Below are 17,457 nucleotides of genomic sequence, written 5' to 3'. Positions count from 1 at the left end.
CAATGTAGTCGATCGTGCTATGGGGGATAGGGGAGATGCGACAACCTCAGTCAAAATTTAGTAACGTGGATCGTAATCATCCCTCCAATCCCCACCCAGATAAAGGCCGCCATACTCTAAAGAATTGCCATAATTCGTTAATGAAGATATTTCATTAGAAAACGTAAATCCAAGCTTATTCCGCCATGCTTGAAGCACTTCATACTCGAGCTTTCCATCATAGTACAACACCTTAGCTGCTTCAAGAAAAGAGTCTATACATTCCTTATGATTTGTTAATGATATTTCTTCTGAGCGTTTTAATAAGTGAAGTATAGTGTCTGGGACTTGTATCAGTTTGTTAAACTGCAATAGATTTAATCTAAAGACTTCACTATTTACTTGTAAGTCATATTCATTATTTAAAATATTAATTAATTCCCCTATTCTACCTGTTTTTGGAGATGCGAAAAAATTGCCAACTTTAGCTAAGTTCATAATATTTCCTTAAACACTGAGAGTGGTGAAGGTACTAATACTAAAAAGTGGCATTTCTGTCAAAAATTCGTCAATCTAGAACTTTAGCCGCTTTTGAAGTTCCATCACTTTTTGGTATTTCAGTATCGTTTAGCAAATGTATGCTTATGAAGAGAGTACCCAAAACATCTGCCGTATGATCACATAATTATACTGAAATCTTATATTTTAATCATCGCACCAACTCGACAACATTCGGAGATGTCTTGTGTATTCACTCGACAACCAGCTTGCGATCGCGTGATGAAGGGATGCAATCGTATTAAACCGTCTAATCCTCAATTAACAATCCGGGTACTTTGCTGAAATCTTGATGATTGCGCGTTAATAAAACTAATTTACAAGATAGTGCGTAGGCGTAGCCCGTCGTAGACATCGCAGTAAAAGAAGTAGACTGTTGTTGCGATCGCCCTAACTCGACAATAAACTAGGCGATCGCATTAAACTGTTACTACCTCAATTAACAATCCGGGTACTTTGCCCAAATCCCGATGATTGCGCGTTAATAAAACTAATTTACGAGATAGTGCGATCAGATTCAATCATGCTCAGTTTTGTACAGCCAGTTTAATGGTGATCGCCTCAACTCGACAACACGCCACTGTATATTTATACTGGGTAAAGTTAAGCGATCGCCTTTAACTCAGGAATATGTTCAGTTTCGTAGTTTTCAATTAAAACACCAATAACTTCCATTAGAGACGCGAGTGGATGTGTCTCGTCTTCACCAACTTGATCGATGAGACAATCAAGGATCTCAACTAAGCGTTCATATTCCTCTTCTGTATGAGGAACAAAGACGTTTTCGGCAATGGATGACCAAGCAGTGATGGTTTGATCGAGGTTGAAACTTTGCATTATTCTTTCCACTTTCCTTCATCATATTCTGAATGCGTTAACACAGCCCGAATGTAGATTTTCTGGCGGTTGTAGTGAATTGCAGCAATGAGTCGAACTTTGTTACCACCAATATTAAATACTGTCAATTTACCGACTTGATCTGGTGATGGAAACATTTCACGAAGTTCCACAAATGAGGCAAACTCATTTCCCTTGACCAATCGATACCACTGAGCCAAGGCGTTATTTGTATCTGGATAAAGTTTAGCAAATTCATTCAGCCGTTTACGAGTAATAACGTGCATCTGAAGACCCTTGATGTCTTAATAATTCTGTCATCCATATAACTCACGTGCGATCGCTAATCTTATATTCTAATCATCGCCCCAACTCAAAAATAAATTCATCCACTTGCAAGAACAAAGTATTACACAAATTAACTACTGAATTTCTGAACAATTATCTGTACAATTGCCAAAATAGCTCCTACATTATCCAAGTAATATCTTTGCTTATCAAGCAAAGCCACTTTTTGCGAAAGTTGCAGAAACTGCCATACTTCTCCTGTTGTCACGCATCCATACACGGGTATTTCTGTTTGTCCAGATGAACGATTGAATAAATCCGCTGCTACCATTTGCGCGATGCACTGTCCTAACCCGGCTTCAACATCATTTTTCTTCGCTTCCACAACGGTGAGTATTGGGCTTCGCAACGGAGGTAAAGGTGGAGCTATTGCTAAAATAAAATCACATTCCCCAATCAAACCCTGTGCGGGATCAACATCAAGTCTTTGTCCAGAGAAAATAGCCAAGCTATCTTGGCTGAGATCGCGACAGGTTAGTAAAATCGGTACAATAATAAACTCGCTCCGAGCTTTTTCACTAATCAGAGCTAATTGGGTTCGCTTTCCTAAAGTTTCATTTAACCAAGAAGGAATAGAAAGAGGTACAAGCTTAGGAAATAAATCTGCTTCTTGGGTGGTGATTCCCAAAACAGCCGCAGCTTTTTCTAGAGTAAAGTCGCTATACGCCATAGTTTTGTACTGCTTTGAGTATATGACTTTATAAAAGGGAATTACTTCTATTTTACCTTTGTTGTAAAGTTATCTAAGGATTCTGTGTGAAATGCTCTCAAAGTAGTAATTAAGAATTTTTGAAGGCTAATTTGCCAAGTTATTGCGGATTCATCCGAATCAAATCTGTTAAGATACTATCCAAGCTGCCGTTAACTTGAATCCGATCAATCTTCTCTGCAATCCTCTCTAATACTTCGAGTTCCTTTAAACGCAGTGCAACGGGGTTATCCTCCATCACTTTAGCAGTGTTTAGCATACTGCGAGTAGCAGCAGTTTCTTCTCTACGTCTGACTACGTTTGCTTGAGCGGTTTTTTCTGCCTCGACTACTTTGCTCAAGATAGTCTTAATCTCACCAGGTAAAATAATGTCTTTGACACCTACAGAATCTACTTCAATTCCATAGTCTGCGGCTTTCTGGCGAATATATTCGGATATACTTCTATCCATTGCACCTTTATCTTCTAATAAAGCATCTAAGTTGCGTTCGCCGATCGCACCACGCAAAGCAAACTGTAATTCTTTGTATAAGAAGCCGGAAATATCTGACAACCCGTTTTTTGCTCTCAATGGATCGAGTATGCGGAAGCCAGCAGTCAAATTTAACCGCAGAGGTACTTTATCTTTAGAGAGGATGTCTTGACCGGATACTTCCATATTTTGCAGTCGCAGGTCGATGGTTTCGGTTTGAAAAGAACGGCCAAATAACCACCAAGCGTGTACTCCTGGCGATCGCTGTCCTTGAAACTCTTGATTAATGTATACTAGTCCAACGTGCTGGGCGGGAACTTGGCAAATATGCAAACAGTTGCGACTGAGCAATTTTATTTCTGTTGAACCTTCAACCAACTCAGCTACTAAGTTAGGCTGTAACTGAGCATTAGCGCTGATGTCGAGAATTTCTACTGCAACACCCTGCCAAAATAACTTGCGGCTGGTGGGTGGCAAAATCGAAATCACTTTACCTCGATATCGCACAATTGCAACTTGCCAAGCCAGTAATTGCACGGTTTCACAGTAGGCAGCTACAAAGTCAGGATGTTTTTCAATCAGTACATCTTCCAGGGGAAAGTCTGGGTTAGGGATAATCCGGCTAAGAGTCCTGACAGTAACATCTCTATCTACCGACCAAAAAGCATACTCTCCTGATTCTAGAGGTCGCACAAAATTATTTTGCACATATAGCAAACCAATCTCATACTCTGAAATTTGGAACTTTTTGAGTCCATTCAACGCAACTGAGCGCAATTGCTGTACAAAGTAACTAGGTAATTCTAAGCTTTCTTCCAAGTTGAATATATGAGACTCTACCTCAATAAAACCACGCCAAAAAGCAATCAATTTATTTGGTGCAACGCTTACCCAATTCTGACCGTAGCGGACTAATGCAACTTGATTGAATGCGGTTCTGATAATCAATAAATGTTCTTGTAGTTCGGCTTGATGATTTCGCAACAACAGTTCTAAGTATTCAATCTCAGCTAGTGGCTGATTGAGGTCATAAATTTTTGCTTGCCAATGCCAACCTAAATATGTATGCGTACCGGGTTGCAAAATTTTCTTAAAGTCACTGCGGTGATACAAGATGCCGATTTCGTTAGGTTTAATATAAAACGTTTGCCACATAGTAATTTGCATAAATAATTTGTGTGATAGCTTAAGTAAGTTAGGCGATGCCTGGGTTGGGCGTAGCGATGTCTACGACGGGCTACGCCAACGCAACTAGCTAGAGAAGATTTGCTCAACACATTTATAGCCTTGCTTGAACTCAAATACCACCTGTGTCTCACAGCTTAACTACTGGAGTAAACAGAATTTATCTTGAGGTTCTTTGAGCTTTACAACTCTGTAAACAAAAGCTAAAGGATTAATTTTAGCCTTATATACTACTAATATACTACAAAAAATATTTACTCTGCCAGTGCAGGTTTTTACAGTTTCAGTGCGGGCAAAAGCTTCTCCAAAACTGGATTAAGATTGCTGTTACTTTTTCTAAACTGCTCAATGGCAATCTAAAAAAAGAAAACGGCGCTCAAATATGCCGTTCGCTTTGCCACTCCAGAATCCTCAAAGGAAAACCGGATGTAGGAAAAGGAAGGAACATACTCAAGTTAGGGAGAGATACAGTTGCGCTAGCTCCTCTACTGTTATAGATACCTGCATGACAGAGTAGAAAAAACAAAAAGTTTTTTTGATTGGGTTTTTTGAATACCCAACAATTCTGCGGCCTTGTCCCTACCAAGGTGCCCGTACCCAGGGCGAGGGTTTTTGGTGGAAAGTATAGGAATCGAACCTACAACACATCGATTATGAGTCGATTGCTCTACCAGTGAGCTAACTTCCTGGGGTTTGATACAGGACTCGAACCTGTGACGCATCGATTATGAGTCGATCGCTCTGCCAACTGAGCTAATCAAACAATGGTATAGTTTCTAAGTACTCAGCGATATACGCTCATACCAAAGGTTGGCGCACCAGTTAGGCTTATGGAACCTAAACTACAGCTTTGTAACTTTGTCACTATCCTGCTCCAAATTTAGCATAAAGAAATTGGGCTTTGGGAGTACTGGCGTAATTACAAACTCAGTACCTTTATTTAAAGTTGAATTGACAGCGATCGCATTAAGTCACATAACTGTGCAGTTGATGCCTGTTTGCACTCATTCTTGGGCTTCAGTCTGGGAAAGCTAAACCAGTCATGGGATCACGAATATATAACCCTAATGTCAGACTACGCATTGCTTCATCCCAAACGGGTATTAATTGTTCTGCTTGATCTACCCAATAATCGAATGTAATTAAGCATTGAACATTCGATCCCAAACCAATGCAAGTCCGTGAAAAAGCTTCCCGTGGTTCTTCTTGGGTGTCAATGAACTTCATTTCAGTCCAGACAATTCTGGCGGTTTGACGCTTAACGGTAAAAATTTCTCCCCTCTCAATGACGTTGCGGCTGTCGTCTTCCAAGACTTTCTTCAAGGTGGATTTTAGTGGAAACTGGCTCCAGTCATTGGGTGGCAGGCGATTAAAAGATACTTCTAGACAGCAATCATCATTGGGCGGTTTTTTATCCATGAACTTGAAGGATTTTTCTTGTGGCTCAAAAACCCAATTCTGGGGAACATTCAAGCGAACAGCGCCTCGATCTGCTACAAAAATTTTGTAACCTGATGGAGATTCCCAACGATGATCGGGTTTGAGTTCAAGCGTTTCTTTTATCCACTGAAGATTGCTTTTTTTACGCTTTGCCATAGTGTTTCTGCGTTTTCTGCTGAAGAGGGCGTCACCGATAGCGTAACGTAAAGCCTTTAGCATAGCTTCTCCGTAGGAGTATGCTTAGAGCCACACAGGAAGGTAACAGCCCATCGTAGACATTGCCCTTTTTGTTAATGTTATCAAATTGCTAGTATTTTGAATAACTCTTATATTAAATAAATAAATAAAATTAAATAAAGTTTTTAGGATTCTATATCAAGGAATCCAAGGTAACTGTAACGTTGTGATTAAAGTTTCAGCTTTTAACATTAAAATCTTAGCCGCAGTGTTCATGGTTATGGATCATGTGTGCTATTTGCTAATGCCAGAGTTAAGAATCTTGCACTTAGTTGGGCGATTCAGTTTTCCCCTCTTTGCATGGCTTCTGGTTGAAGGCGAAAAACATACCCATAATGTATACCGCTATGGGAGGAGACTATTAATTACAGCAATAATATCTCAACCAACTTACACTATTGTTTTTCAAAGCTTATCACTTAATATTCTGTTCACGCTTTTTCTTGGACTTGTGATGTTGCGCTTAATAAAGCGTTACTCACAATTATGGCAGCAATTAGTAATTATCGGCTTGTGTGCAGTAGTTGCCGAGGGCTTGGGCATTGAATATAGAGTATATGGGATTGCAGTAATTTTCTTGATGTCCTTAATAGAAAAACTAAAGCCCAGAGTATGGTTGCTTTATTGGTGCTTTTTTCATTTTATTTTAGTAACTCTATTTATAAGTGATATAGTGCAATATTGGGCAATTATTGCAGGATTCATTGTTTTTAAATTCAATGGAAAACAAGGTTTACGAGCTAGATGGTTTTATATGTTTTACCCTGCTCATTTAATAATTTTAGGTATAATCAATCATTTAATCCAGTCCAGGTAGGATTTACATTTATTAGGATGGTAATGGTGATGTTCAGCTTGCGTTGAATATTTACTTAAGATCATAGTACGTTGCGACAACGCACCTTACTTGAGAGGTGCAATCGTACTTAAAGCTAAAATAATAGACCTCTTGTAAAAATCCTTGAATCACCCCTCCCCAACCCTCCCCTTATGAAGGGGAGGGAGTAAGATTTCAAGTTTCCCCCCAATATATCGGGGGGATAAAGGGGGGTCTATTTGACTTATGCAAGAGGTCTAATGAACTCATGTTAAGCAAAAGGATTGAACCAAAACCATCACTTAAGCAAATGGCGATCGCAAAAAATTTGCAAGTCGCATTTTACTAATAAACGAACCAAAGGCTTGCATTAAACAGACCTCACTTTATTTAGCCCAACCTACTGTTAAAGATAAATCTGCTGCAACATATACAGTAATTAAAAAAACTAATTTAAGCAATTACCAAATTCTATTTATTGCCGAAAAAGCTCAAATTTTATATATATTTATTTCCATAGATAGATGCTATGTAAATAAATATATTTTTAAATAAATATATATTTTCAAAAAATTACTTTGTATTAGACCATAAGTTGAAAATAAATAGTAGATATACATTTAATTTAATGATATTCATAAGATAAATCTTAGTCTTTTGTTAATGTTTACTTGCTATGATGTCAAAGTATTGAAAAAATTTCGGATTTGAATATCCAGGGATAATTGTGTCATCTAGGAAAAATGTCCTAGATTTACACCCCAGCTGCAAAATCTAACCGAAAGCAACTACTGAATAGGTCAATCTTTGAGGTAATAACCATGAGTTATACTATCGAATCCGCACGGAATATTTTTTCTAGCACTCAAGTGGCAGATGCTGTTCCAGCCACTACAGCAAAGTTTGCTGAACTCAACATTGACGATCAGTTGGCATTTCTTTGGTATGCCTACGCTGAACTAGGTCGTACAATTACTCCAGCTGCTCCCGGAAAAGCAAATCTCCAATTAATGGAAGGTATATTCAATGACATTAAGCAGATGTCTCATGAAAAACAAACGCAATTAATGAGAGATTTAGCGAGTAATGCTGACACTCCCATCAGCCGTTCTTATGCATACTTTGGTGTCAATGCCAAGCTGGGATTTTGGTGGCAGTTAGGAGAGTGGATGAAACAGGGTATCGTCGCTCCCATGCCAGCAGGCTATCAAATGTCAACCCAAGTTAAAGCAGTGTTAGAAGCTGTTCAGAGAATCGATCCGAGTCAGCAAATTACTGTACTACGCAATACTGTAGTGGATATGGGATTTGATCCGTCTCTGGCTGATAACAAACAGGCAGAAGTCATAAACTTTAAGTTCCCGCGTGCATCCCTAAGTCCCGAATTTACTATTGAGGGAGTTACAGAACCAACAGTGCTGAAATACATTGAAGCCATGAATGCAGATAATTTTGAAGCTGCTGTTGCTTTATTTGCTAACAATGGTGCGCTGCAACCACCCTTTCAAAAACCAATTGTTGGTCGAGAAGCTATCACTTCCTATCTACGAGATGAAGGACAAGGGTTAGTGATGAAGCCAACCAAAGGCGTTTCGGAAACTATAGAAGATGGTTATACACAGCATAAAATTACTGGTACAGTCGAAACTCCTTGGTTTGGAGGTAATGTTGGGATGAACATTGCTTGGCGATTTTTACTCGATCCTCAAGGTCAAATTTACTTCGTGGCTATTGACTTACTTGCTTCTCCCAAAGAACTGCTTAACCTAACTCGCAAGTAAAATTTCTTTGCTATTTTAAATTGCGCTTCTTTAAGATGATGTTTTAAAAGGGTTTTTTACTCTCATACTCAGCAAAGCATTGCATCTTAGTACATAGCTAAAACTTAATTTGGCGTTGTACTTAACCTAGTAGAAAACTACAAAATTATAACTTTTGGGACTTTTAAAACATCCTCTGAGCGCCATAACGATCAGGGAACATCCCAATTTTGCAATTTTACCAAGATCGTAGATGGTCATTGCGAATGAAGCGTTCACGGTAGCGTCTCCTAGAGAAGTAGAATAAAGCAATCGCAACAACCGTACTTTGCGATTGCTTCTCTATGAGACGTTCCGCTCCCAATGACAAATTATATTTTTATACATTTGGGATGCTCCCAATAAGCTTTGACTTTCTCAAAATGCCTTATGACTTATTCATTTTGGTGTTTTCTGCAAGTAAAATCAGCTTTGACTTTCTCAAAATGCCTTATGACTTATTCATTTTGGTGTTTTCTGCAAGTAAAATCAACTTTGACTTTCTCAAAATGCCTTATGACTTATTCATTTTGGTGTTTTCCGCAAGTAAAATTAACTTTGACTTTCTCAAAATGCCTTATGACTTACTCATTTTGGTGTTTTCCGTAAGTAAAATAAGCTTTGACTTTCTCAAAATGCCTTATGACTTACTCATTTTGGTGTTTTCCGCAAGTAAAATCAACTTTGACTTTCTCAAACCCCAGTTTGCTTTCTCATTTCAGTAATTAGCGCATTCATGACAACGATCGCTATGTAGCAAAAACTATTGCAGATTTGCCGGAATTTTCTCAAGCCGATCTATACGGAAGTTTTTTAAGGTAAAGAATATTAACCGTATTAGATTACAAGGTGTAGATCATGGCTCGGAGAAAAAGAACTTCTGTAGTATTAGAAAAAGCAGTGCGCCGTGCGGCTAGCATAAACTCAATTGATCCGAGGTTAGATTTAGGCAATGGACTTACCTTACCTGCTTTCTCAACCCTGATCGAGACGATGCGATCTAAAGAAAATGCTTACAATAGTGCCCTTTCCAGCTTGGATAAGTTGTATCGAGAAATGCTAGAAACAGAAAGCGAGTTGGGAGATATGACAGAACAAATGCTGATGGCAGTTGGAACTCGATATGGCAAAAGCAGTATAGAGTACGGCATGGCAGGGGGAGTTCCTAAAAATCAGCGTCGCAAGGGACAGCGAAACGAAAGGGCAACCTCCAATGATGAGCAACCGTCATTTGTTGCCAGTCTGGAAAGCAATAATGGAAAGAAAACGGTAGCGACAAATTAAGATTGCCCTAATACTCAAAATTTTGTCAAACCCAAATAATTGCGTAGACGCAAAGCGGCTTGTTGTAGACATTACTGTTTGATCAAAATATTTATCCGTTAATAGTCGTGCAGCACAACGCACCAATTAATCATTAGACCTCTTGGATAAATCAAAAATAAAGAACCCCACCCCGCATTTGCTAACGCAAACGCTCCCCTCCCTTGGTAAGGGGTAGGGTATTAAGGACTTTTGCAAGAGGTCTATTATGATGGTGCGTTGTCGCAAAGTGCAACGCAGCCTACAACTTGACAAAAAATTTAAATAAAGGTGAGTATGTGAGCATCTTGGGAACTATAGAAGCAAATCAAATTAGCATCAACTTCTAGTTTCTAATGAAAAATCACTATTTTAGCAAAGGTAAAGCGTTCCCATTACAGATTGTTCTTGTTGTTCCCTTTCTTATCCAAATTTTTGGAGCGGTCAGTTTAGTGGGTTATTTGTCCTTTAAAAATGGACAAAGAGCAGTTAACGACTTGGCAGAGCAGGTGATAGATCGTACCAGGAACGTAGTGGACGAACACCTTAAGTCTTATCTTTCTGTTCCGCAAACCCTGAATCAGCTCAATGCAGATGCTATCCACAGGGGAATATTAAATGTGCGCGATCGCCAAACCCTTGGCAAGTATTTCTGGGATCAAATGCACGCCTATGACCTGACTTATATTGGTATTGGATTAACGACGGGTGAGGGGCTGGGTGCAGCTCGTTATGATGGCAAGACAATCACCATTGATGATTGGACTGCCAAGCCTCCTAATAATGTTTACACTTACGCTACCAACGATCAAGGCGATCGAACTCAAATCAATGCTCGGTGGGATTGGGAAAATTCTCAGGAATCTTGGTATACCCAACCGATCGCTGCTGGTAAACCCATTTGGGGAAAGATTATAACTGCAAATTTTCCAACTGGCCCTTACATCGCCGCCTCTGCTAGTCGTCGGATTTATGATTCACAAAATCGCTTGTTGGGAATGATTGCCTGCGATATTCATCTCCTAAAACTGGGCGATTTTTTACGCAATTTGGATATTAGTCAGTCTGGGCAGGTGTTCCTTTTAGAACGTGATGGCACATTAATCGCTACTTCCGGCACTGAAAAGCCCTTTACCTTGGTTAATCAAAAGGTTAAAAGATTGCAAGGGAGCGACAGCTCTGACCCAATAATACAGAAGGTTGTCAGACACCTGCAAACTTTTAAATGGTTTGACTCCATCACCCAAGACACAGATTTTCAGCTTGAAATACAAGGAAAACGGCATTTTGTCGATGTTGTACCTTGGCGTGACAAATATGGCTTGAATTGGTTGCTGGTAGTGACTGTGCCAGAAAACACATTCATGGCACAAATTAACGCTAACACTCAGACCACGCTCATCCTTTGTTTTGGTGCATTAGTCGTTGCCTCGGTGATGGGCGTGTTTACCTCTCATTGGATTATACGCCCGATTCTGCGCCTAAATTGGGCAAGTGAGGCAATGGCATCCGGCAATCTAAATCAGACAGTAAAAATTAGCAGTATTCGAGAACTTAATACCCTGTCCAATTCTTTCAACCACATGGCAGGGCAACTGCACGAATCGTTTACTGCCCTAGAGAAAAGTAAGGAAGAACTAGAAGATCGGGTAGAAGAACGCACCACTGAACTTAAAAATGCATTAGAGGAATTGCGGCGCACTCAATCTCAAGTGATTCAAAGTGAAAAAATGTCTAGTCTCGGACAACTAGTTGCTGGAGTTGCACACGAAATTAATAACCCAGTTAACTTTATTCATGGCAACCTTACTCATGTGCAGGAATACACTCAGGATTTATCAACACTTGTGCAGTTATATCAGCAGTATAATCCTAACCCTGCTTCGGAAATTCAAATTGCTGTCGAAAACATGGATTTGGAGTTTTTGCAGGAAGACTTGCCAAAAATGTTGTCTTCCATGAAAGTTGGCACCGATCGCATTCGCCAAATTGTACTATCGCTGCGGAATTTCTCCCGCACCGATGAAGCAGAATTTAAAAGCGTCGATATTCATGAGGGCATCGACAGTACCCTGATGATTTTGCAACACCGCCTCAAAGCTAAACCAGAACAACCTGAAATTGAGGTGCTTAAAGACTATGGCAATGTACCTCTAGTAGAATGCTATGCCGGACAACTCAACCAGGTGTTTATGAATATTTTAGTGAATGCAATTGATGCCTTAGAAGAAAGCAATGGCAAACTTACTTATCAGGAGATTAAAGACAATCCCAGTCGAATTAGGATTCGCACATCGGTAGTTAATTCAACCTGGTTAGAAGTGGCGATCGCTGATAACGGAGTCGGAATTTCTAAAGAATTTCAGCAACGAATATTCGATCCCTTTTTCACCACCAAACCCATTGGCAAAGGAACCGGAATGGGTATGTCCATCAGCTACCAAATCGTCACACAAAAACATGGCGGTAAACTGGAGTGCTTGTCAACTGCTGGAGAAGGAACCGAGTTTATCATTCAAGTTCCTCTTCAGCTAGAAGTTGATGAAGTGGTTTAACTTAATACTAATTTAGAATTCCTATGTATCTAAGTGCTATTGCGGAACCAGATTTTCAAGTTCTATTATATTATACATTTGAATAGCTAATGAAAACTAGTAGTTATATTTGTTAAAGAACCTATGGAGATAAATCAGGTTATTGAAACCTACGATCAAGGCGCAGTGCATTATGACGCAATTATGAAGCGTTACTGGCACATTGAGCGCGAACCTTTAATTGCTTCTTTGCAACTTAAGCCAGGACAAACCGTACTAGATGCTGCGGTAGGAACAGGTCTTAATCTTTCAGCCTACCCTGAAGGTGTGCATGTCGTCGGTGTTGATCTTTCTAAGAAAATGATGGATGAAGCACGTAAAAAGCGCGTATCCGCAGACATCACCTTCAAAGTATCAGATATGTGCAATCTTGATTTTCCTGATAATAGCTTTGATGCAGCAGCTTCAGGATTTACTTTCTGTGTCGTTAACGATCCAGTTCTTGCTCTTAAAGAAATTCTACGAGTTACCAAGCCTGGTGCATTTATTGCCATTCTCGATTACTGCAAATCGCAAGATCCAGAGTTTCACAAATGGCAAGAATTAATATTTGATGCTAGTTCACAGCTAGGCTTTCCGACTGGCAAAATCAAGTGGAACGCATTGATGGATTATGACGAACTAATTTATAACAGCAAGCTTCCCATTGAAGTGCTTGTAGACAATCGCATTGAAAATCCAAACCCGTTTTTATGTGGTTGTCAATTACTGCTGAAAAACTCAAAAGCTTAGAACCAACAGTATCGCAGTCTTGTAATTTTGTTTTGTAGTGAAGACTAAAGTCCTCACTACGAGACGCTATAGGAACAAAATCAAGACTTCAGTCCTGACTACAAACATTTCTTAAAGGAAGGTTAATTAGCTTCTAACCATATCACAAGTTTTGAAACAGTTCTAGAACATGTTTCCAAGCATCAGGAGCCGCTTCTGGGTTATAACTTGGGTGCTGGGCTAAGAAAGGGTACTTATCTTTGAAAAATCCGGCAAAGAATCCATGTCCTGCATCATATCGGAATATCCGATGATTTATTTGATGTTTCTTTAATTCTGCCTCAATTTGCTTGTTTTCTTCCTGAGAAACTAATGAATCTCTTGTACCAAAAAAAGCATAAATAGTACCTTGAATTTCTGAAGTACGATTAATAGTTGGAGTCTCTTCACCATAACTAGAAGTAGTAATCCCACCACCGTAGAACGAAGCTGTTGCTTTGATATCGGGTAAAGTTGCAGCCATATAAGCAATATGACCACCAAAACAGAAACCAATGACGCCAATTGCATTATTTTTGACATTGGGTAAAGTTTTGAGGTAGGTAATGGTAGCTTGAATATCGCTGAATATCTCTTGATATTTTACTTGTTGATAATATTGCAAACCAAGCCGATAGCTTTCTGGGCTATACCCAACATCTTCAGGACTAAAGTCAGCCTCAAACCCAGGAGCAATACGTTGATACATGGCTGGAGCGATCGCTATATATCCTTGTTTAGCAATTAGTTCAGTAATTTCTCGAATGTTAGTGTTGATTCCAAAAATTTCTGGAAAAACTATAACTGCACCAAAGGTTCCGTTTTGTGCAGGTTGAGCTAAGTAAGCATCGATTTCTAAGTCATCGTTGGGTACTTTGACATAGGAGGTGTTAATTCCGATGTTAGTTGTTTCTAGCATCTTTGTTTCGACTGATTTTATACCAACTCATCTATTCTGACTGTTTTTCAACACCAATGGACGATGTCTACTACGGGCACAAACACCAGCGCTCGCAATCGCTACATAACTAACTTGTGCATGTTAATATTAAATATCTCAGCTTATCAGCTAAATTTCTAACTTTTGAATAGGTAGTATTTCAAACTTCTGGATGATGCTAAGGGTTTTTGATTTGTGAGACCTTACATAAGGTAAGCATAAAGACTCAATATTAAAAAGCACAAGAAAAAACAATGCCTGATGAATCATTTAGAACAAATGTTCCAGAAATTGACCCAACGGAGATTGAAGATAATAGAGCTGCGATCGCCGATGAACATCGTTCATTCCTAGAAAAAGTCCAGGTGAAAGCCGGATTTGCAGATCCCTATGATGCAAGAGATTTTACCGAAGTTGTGTTTCGTGTGATGCGCGACGTGATGACCACAGAAGCTAGCGATCGCGTCGAGGCAGAACTGCATACAGAGGCTGTACCTACTGACGAGAAAGCACTCCAGTTTGAAGTGTCCGATCTCTGGAAAGACACCAATCCAATTGTGGGATTTTTAAGCCGGGTTCGTCCACCCTTCAAAGGCCCAGGTATCTTCAATATCGATTCTGATCGCTTCCTGTTCCGAGTTGCTAATGAAAGCGGAATGCCGCGATCAGTAGAGCGAGAGCAAGCGGTTAAAGCAGTGTTTTCTGCCACCAAAGACGAGCTTTCCGAAGAACGGATTCAGGAAATTGCTAGCTGGCTACCTGACTATGTACGTCAGCTTTGGGAAGAAGCCTAATTAGAAAACTAGAAGAAATCAAGCCTGTTTGTGAGTAGCGATCGCAAACAGGTTTTCTATATAATACGTTTACTGATTCACAACCAATCACTCCACAAGCTTTACTATTTGGTTGACCACTGGGCGTGGTTTGCGGCAATAATCTGACTTGCGTGTTCCACCAGCCATCCCGTACTCATCACTTATGCCTTATAGTCAGTTTACAACTATCAGTAAAGTTAAAGAGGCTTTTGGGTTAAAAACACAGGAAGGTGGGCGATTTATTCCTGCCACCGAACCCATTGAAGCATCTGCTACACTGACGGCATATCTTGAAGAAAGTCTGCCACTAGCTTCTTCATCAAGTGAAAAAGCTCGTTCCGAAGGAATAATTTACCCTGTATTATTAGAAGTTAGACGGATATTAAATCGCCAAATTAGCTTATTCTCTGGAGAAGATTTTACAGTCGATGAGGCAGTTGGACTGAATGGAATGTGTGAGTTTCTTTTGAGTCGTTCGCCGGAAGTACTAGAAATTGAAGCGCCTGCAATTGTCATTGTGGAAGCAAAAAAAGCAGATTTAAGAACTGGATTTGGACAATGTATTGCAGAAATGGTTGCAGCACAAAAATTCAACGCTGCCAAAAATCGTCCAGTTGCCGTAATCTATGGTTCTATTAGCAGTGGTACGCAATGGCGATTCCTGAAACTGGAGGATAATCTTGTCACTATCGACTTGATCGATTATCCTCTTCCACCTGTAGAACAAATTCTCGGATTTTTTGTTTGGATGGTTCAAAACAGTTAATAGATGCGTTGCCGTTGGCGTAGCCCGCCGCAGGCATGGCATTCATTGCAGTATGATATTACCTCACAAGTAAATCTGTGACAAAATAATATTGTTGTCTTATAGCCAATGCGAACGCCTAAGACCTATGATTTATAGCATCTCGCGCCGCTACAGCTTGGATGAATATCGTGCGATCGAAGAAAAAGCTGAAGGACGCAGCGAATATCGAGATGGAGAAATTGTACCCATGCCTGGAGGAACCCTTAAACACAGCCGCATCGGTGGAAACATTTTTGCCTTTTTCAAGTTTCTGCTACGCGATACTCAATTCGAGCCAATTAATAGCGATTTACGGCTGTGGATTCCTGAACATCGACGCGGAGTATATCTAGATGTAATGGTTTTTGATGATGAACCGCAACTAAATGGCGATCGTTTAGATGAAGTCTTAAATCCGATTTTAATTGTTGAAGTTCTATCTCCTTCCACCGCAGATTACGACCGACTCAGTAAATTTCGGATGTATCGCTCAATTGCGAGTTTTAGGGAATATTTATTAGTCGAGCAGGATGAACCTTTTGTGGAACACTATAGCAAGCAAGCTCAAGGTTGGTTGCTCAGTGATTTTAGTGGCTTAGAGCTATCTATTGCTTTGGATTCAGTTAGTATTGAATTGCCAATGGCAGAAATTTATCGCGGCGTTGTTTTTGGGTAAAACAGTTTTGTCAATTACCAGAGCAATGGCTTTTTCGAGTATTCATCATTTTATCCAGCAAAAGATTTACCCGTTAGATTAGGGTGATGATGGTCAGGTTCACTTTTCCTTTCGTCAGATATTCGGGATGTTTGAGATGATAGCGCGTTGCACTTTGCGATAATGAACACTACAAGAAGGATGCGCTCGCGTCGTGCTATTTTTACCAAAAAATCATACGCTCTACAAGTTGCTTTGATTCGTCAAAATCCTCACATACTTGAGAATTAATGCTTCTTGCAGATTTGTCAAAATCTAATATCACTAAAAATTCACGTTTAAGATACTCATTCATGAGAGGATATTGAAACTCGCCACGTATATGATAAACATATACTTCTTCGTCTTCTATATCTTCTGTGCCGAAGTTGGAATCTTCTGTAAACTCTTCAGTCCTTACACAAAAAAAGTGGATTTCCAATCTACTTCTAGGAGGCAAAGAACCAAGTTTTATTTTGTAGTCCAAAGCTGGACGACTTCCCATCCCAGATACTGAAGATCCTTCTCCAGATGCATAAACCATAAGATTCATAGTATCTGGCTGACAAACCACGTTTTCCCCAGGAGGCTGTTCAAATATTTGTAGCCTTACAACTGGTTCTGGTAACTGTATGCGTGCCTGAAAATAGTTCAGAACTCGTCCACTTCGATTTTCAATACAAAGGATATTTTCCCGATAATACTCTACATGTTCCGCAGTAATTGTAAAAGAACCTGTTGAAGGCATCGAGAGACCAGTCAGAGTAGACATTTCAATATAAGGTAAAAGAGGTATACCTCCATCTTGAATCACAAAAATTTCATGCTGCTGTTTCCATTGAACGAGAGTAGCTTTTGTGTATCTTTGTTCATCTTTATCTACGATATCACTACAATTGTGACAAAGCCAAATACCATTATCTATACTTTTACGCTCTTCTTGAGTTTGGTTTGGATCATAACGAGGTCCGTCAGGTGCAGCAGCACAAATGTGAGCCGCTATACCTGTTTTTAACGATTTATTAGAGTCTGAATGTGGAGTAACTGTAAGCGATCTACAATTTGGATTACTACACAAGTACGCTGCACGTTCAGCAAGAGTTTTTTTTGTACCCTCTGAAAAATTGTCTCGGTTGTTGTGAGTAATGGACATAATGGAGAAACAAATCTTGAACTTATCTAGTTAAATTTAGC

General features: G+C 39.6%; 17 protein-coding genes and 2 tRNA genes. 9 read left to right on the top strand and 10 right to left on the bottom strand.

All coding sequences use genetic code 11. The features are described 5' to 3' along the window. Positions 1-57 precede the first annotated feature (57 nt). The 8 genes from V7L20_RS00870 to V7L20_RS00835 all read right to left on the bottom strand — a co-directional run bounded on the left by V7L20_RS00870 (position 58) and on the right by V7L20_RS00835 (position 5,684). A complete protein-coding gene (locus V7L20_RS00870) occupies positions 58-477 on the bottom strand; it encodes a hypothetical protein (RefSeq protein WP_334742239.1) in 420 nt (139 codons plus the stop codon). A 663-nt stretch (positions 478-1,140) separates the two neighbouring features. Then, on the bottom strand, positions 1,141-1,374 hold the full coding sequence (locus tag V7L20_RS00865) for a hypothetical protein (RefSeq protein WP_334742238.1): 234 nt from the start codon (positions 1,372-1,374) through the stop codon (positions 1,141-1,143). Then, entirely contained in the window at positions 1,374-1,661 is a 288-nt protein-coding gene (locus V7L20_RS00860; RefSeq protein WP_334742237.1) for a type II toxin-antitoxin system HigB family toxin, read from the bottom strand. The genes V7L20_RS00865 and V7L20_RS00860 overlap by 1 nt, the downstream gene beginning before the upstream one ends. 131 nt (positions 1,662-1,792) lie before the next feature. Then, entirely contained in the window at positions 1,793-2,392 is a 600-nt protein-coding gene (locus tag V7L20_RS00855) for a hypothetical protein (RefSeq protein ID WP_334742236.1), read from the bottom strand. A 139-nt stretch (positions 2,393-2,531) separates the two neighbouring features. After that, positions 2,532-4,058, bottom strand: coding sequence for a slipin family protein (locus V7L20_RS00850; RefSeq protein ID WP_334742235.1), 1,527 nt, complete (start codon positions 4,056-4,058; stop codon positions 2,532-2,534). 643 nt (positions 4,059-4,701) lie between these two features. Then, positions 4,702-4,776: transfer RNA gene (locus V7L20_RS00845), tRNA-Met, on the bottom strand. Further along, positions 4,776-4,851, bottom strand: a tRNA-Met gene (locus V7L20_RS00840). Before V7L20_RS00840 ends, V7L20_RS00845 begins: the two co-directional genes overlap by 1 nt. A 254-nt stretch (positions 4,852-5,105) precedes the next feature. Beyond that, positions 5,106-5,684 (bottom strand): hypothetical protein, encoded by a 579-nt coding sequence (locus V7L20_RS00835; protein ID WP_334742234.1) that lies wholly within the window; start codon positions 5,682-5,684, stop codon positions 5,106-5,108. Between the two features lie 247 nt (positions 5,685-5,931). On the opposite strand from V7L20_RS00835, the gene V7L20_RS00830 reads away from it, so the two are divergent. The 6 genes from V7L20_RS00830 (at position 5,932) to V7L20_RS00805 (ending at position 13,009) form a co-directional block, all read left to right on the top strand. Beyond that, positions 5,932-6,582 carry a TraX family protein gene (locus V7L20_RS00830; RefSeq protein ID WP_334742233.1) on the top strand — a complete coding sequence of 217 codons (651 nt, stop codon included), beginning with the start codon at positions 5,932-5,934 and terminating at the stop codon, positions 6,580-6,582. Between the two features lie 821 nt (positions 6,583-7,403). Next, a complete protein-coding gene (locus V7L20_RS00825; protein WP_334742232.1) occupies positions 7,404-8,363 on the top strand; it encodes an orange carotenoid protein N-terminal domain-containing protein in 960 nt (319 codons plus the stop codon). A 323-nt stretch (positions 8,364-8,686) separates the two neighbouring features. Continuing rightward, a complete protein-coding gene (locus V7L20_RS00820) occupies positions 8,687-9,106 on the top strand; it encodes a hypothetical protein (RefSeq protein WP_334742231.1) in 420 nt (139 codons plus the stop codon). Positions 9,107-9,239: 133 nt separating this feature from the next. Beyond that, positions 9,240-9,665, top strand: coding sequence for a hypothetical protein (locus V7L20_RS00815; RefSeq protein WP_334742230.1), 426 nt, complete (start codon positions 9,240-9,242; stop codon positions 9,663-9,665). 374 nt (positions 9,666-10,039) lie between these two features. Further along, complete coding sequence (locus tag V7L20_RS00810; protein ID WP_334742229.1) at positions 10,040-12,238, top strand: sensor histidine kinase; 2,199 nt, start codon at positions 10,040-10,042, stop codon at positions 12,236-12,238. Positions 12,239-12,361: 123 nt separating this feature from the next. After that, entirely contained in the window at positions 12,362-13,009 is a 648-nt protein-coding gene (locus V7L20_RS00805) for a class I SAM-dependent methyltransferase (protein ID WP_334742228.1), read from the top strand. Positions 13,010-13,151: 142 nt separating this feature from the next. Here the strand turns inward: V7L20_RS00805 and V7L20_RS00800 are convergent, their stop codons facing one another. Continuing rightward, positions 13,152-13,946 carry a dienelactone hydrolase family protein gene (locus tag V7L20_RS00800; protein ID WP_334742227.1) on the bottom strand — a complete coding sequence of 265 codons (795 nt, stop codon included), beginning with the start codon at positions 13,944-13,946 and terminating at the stop codon, positions 13,152-13,154. 275 nt (positions 13,947-14,221) lie between these two features. On the opposite strand from V7L20_RS00800, the gene V7L20_RS00795 reads away from it, so the two are divergent. The 3 genes from V7L20_RS00795 to V7L20_RS00785 all read left to right on the top strand — a co-directional run bounded on the left by V7L20_RS00795 (position 14,222) and on the right by V7L20_RS00785 (position 16,245). After that, a complete protein-coding gene (locus tag V7L20_RS00795; protein WP_334742226.1) occupies positions 14,222-14,761 on the top strand; it encodes a DUF2267 domain-containing protein in 540 nt (179 codons plus the stop codon). A 184-nt stretch (positions 14,762-14,945) separates the two neighbouring features. Further along, positions 14,946-15,548, top strand: coding sequence for a hypothetical protein (locus tag V7L20_RS00790; RefSeq protein WP_334742267.1), 603 nt, complete (start codon positions 14,946-14,948; stop codon positions 15,546-15,548). Between the two features lie 127 nt (positions 15,549-15,675). Continuing rightward, positions 15,676-16,245 carry a Uma2 family endonuclease gene (locus V7L20_RS00785; protein ID WP_334742225.1) on the top strand — a complete coding sequence of 190 codons (570 nt, stop codon included), beginning with the start codon at positions 15,676-15,678 and terminating at the stop codon, positions 16,243-16,245. Positions 16,246-16,447: 202 nt separating this feature from the next. Here V7L20_RS00785 and V7L20_RS00780 read toward each other — a convergent pair whose 3' ends face one another. Next, a complete protein-coding gene (locus V7L20_RS00780; protein ID WP_334742224.1) occupies positions 16,448-17,416 on the bottom strand; it encodes a hypothetical protein in 969 nt (322 codons plus the stop codon). Between the last annotated feature and the right edge of the window lie 41 nt (positions 17,417-17,457).

The organism is Nostoc sp. (assembly GCF_036916735.1).
Classification (GTDB): domain Bacteria; phylum Cyanobacteriota; class Cyanobacteriia; order Cyanobacteriales; family Nostocaceae; genus Nostoc.
The sequence above is the reverse complement of the archived record's forward strand: the minus strand, read 5'-3'. Positions and strand labels throughout refer to the sequence as shown.

What these genes read in the sequence shown, in the direction of transcription:
- V7L20_RS00870 (WP_334742239.1), bottom strand. Translation starts at nt 477, where the DNA reads ATGAACTTAGCTAAAGTTGGCAATTTTTTCGCATCTCCAAAAACAGGT.
- V7L20_RS00865 (WP_334742238.1), bottom strand. Translation starts at nt 1,374, where the DNA reads ATGCAAAGTTTCAACCTCGATCAAACCATCACTGCTTGGTCATCCATT.
- V7L20_RS00860 (WP_334742237.1), bottom strand. Translation starts at nt 1,661, where the DNA reads ATGCACGTTATTACTCGTAAACGGCTGAATGAATTTGCTAAACTTTAT.
- V7L20_RS00855 (WP_334742236.1), bottom strand. Translation starts at nt 2,392, where the DNA reads ATGGCGTATAGCGACTTTACTCTAGAAAAAGCTGCGGCTGTTTTGGGA.
- V7L20_RS00850 (WP_334742235.1), bottom strand. Translation starts at nt 4,058, where the DNA reads ATGTGGCAAACGTTTTATATTAAACCTAACGAAATCGGCATCTTGTAT.
- V7L20_RS00835 (WP_334742234.1), bottom strand. Translation starts at nt 5,684, where the DNA reads ATGGCAAAGCGTAAAAAAAGCAATCTTCAGTGGATAAAAGAAACGCTT.
- V7L20_RS00825 (WP_334742232.1), top strand. Translation starts at nt 7,404, where the DNA reads ATGAGTTATACTATCGAATCCGCACGGAATATTTTTTCTAGCACTCAA.
- V7L20_RS00820 (WP_334742231.1), top strand. Translation starts at nt 8,687, where the DNA reads ATGAGACGTTCCGCTCCCAATGACAAATTATATTTTTATACATTTGGG.
- V7L20_RS00815 (WP_334742230.1), top strand. Translation starts at nt 9,240, where the DNA reads ATGGCTCGGAGAAAAAGAACTTCTGTAGTATTAGAAAAAGCAGTGCGC.
- V7L20_RS00810 (WP_334742229.1), top strand. Translation starts at nt 10,040, where the DNA reads ATGAAAAATCACTATTTTAGCAAAGGTAAAGCGTTCCCATTACAGATT.
- V7L20_RS00805 (WP_334742228.1), top strand. Translation starts at nt 12,362, where the DNA reads ATGGAGATAAATCAGGTTATTGAAACCTACGATCAAGGCGCAGTGCAT.
- V7L20_RS00800 (WP_334742227.1), bottom strand. Translation starts at nt 13,946, where the DNA reads ATGCTAGAAACAACTAACATCGGAATTAACACCTCCTATGTCAAAGTA.
- V7L20_RS00795 (WP_334742226.1), top strand. Translation starts at nt 14,222, where the DNA reads ATGCCTGATGAATCATTTAGAACAAATGTTCCAGAAATTGACCCAACG.
- V7L20_RS00790 (WP_334742267.1), top strand. Translation starts at nt 14,946, where the DNA reads ATGCCTTATAGTCAGTTTACAACTATCAGTAAAGTTAAAGAGGCTTTT.
- V7L20_RS00785 (WP_334742225.1), top strand. Translation starts at nt 15,676, where the DNA reads ATGATTTATAGCATCTCGCGCCGCTACAGCTTGGATGAATATCGTGCG.
- V7L20_RS00780 (WP_334742224.1), bottom strand. Translation starts at nt 17,416, where the DNA reads ATGTCCATTACTCACAACAACCGAGACAATTTTTCAGAGGGTACAAAA.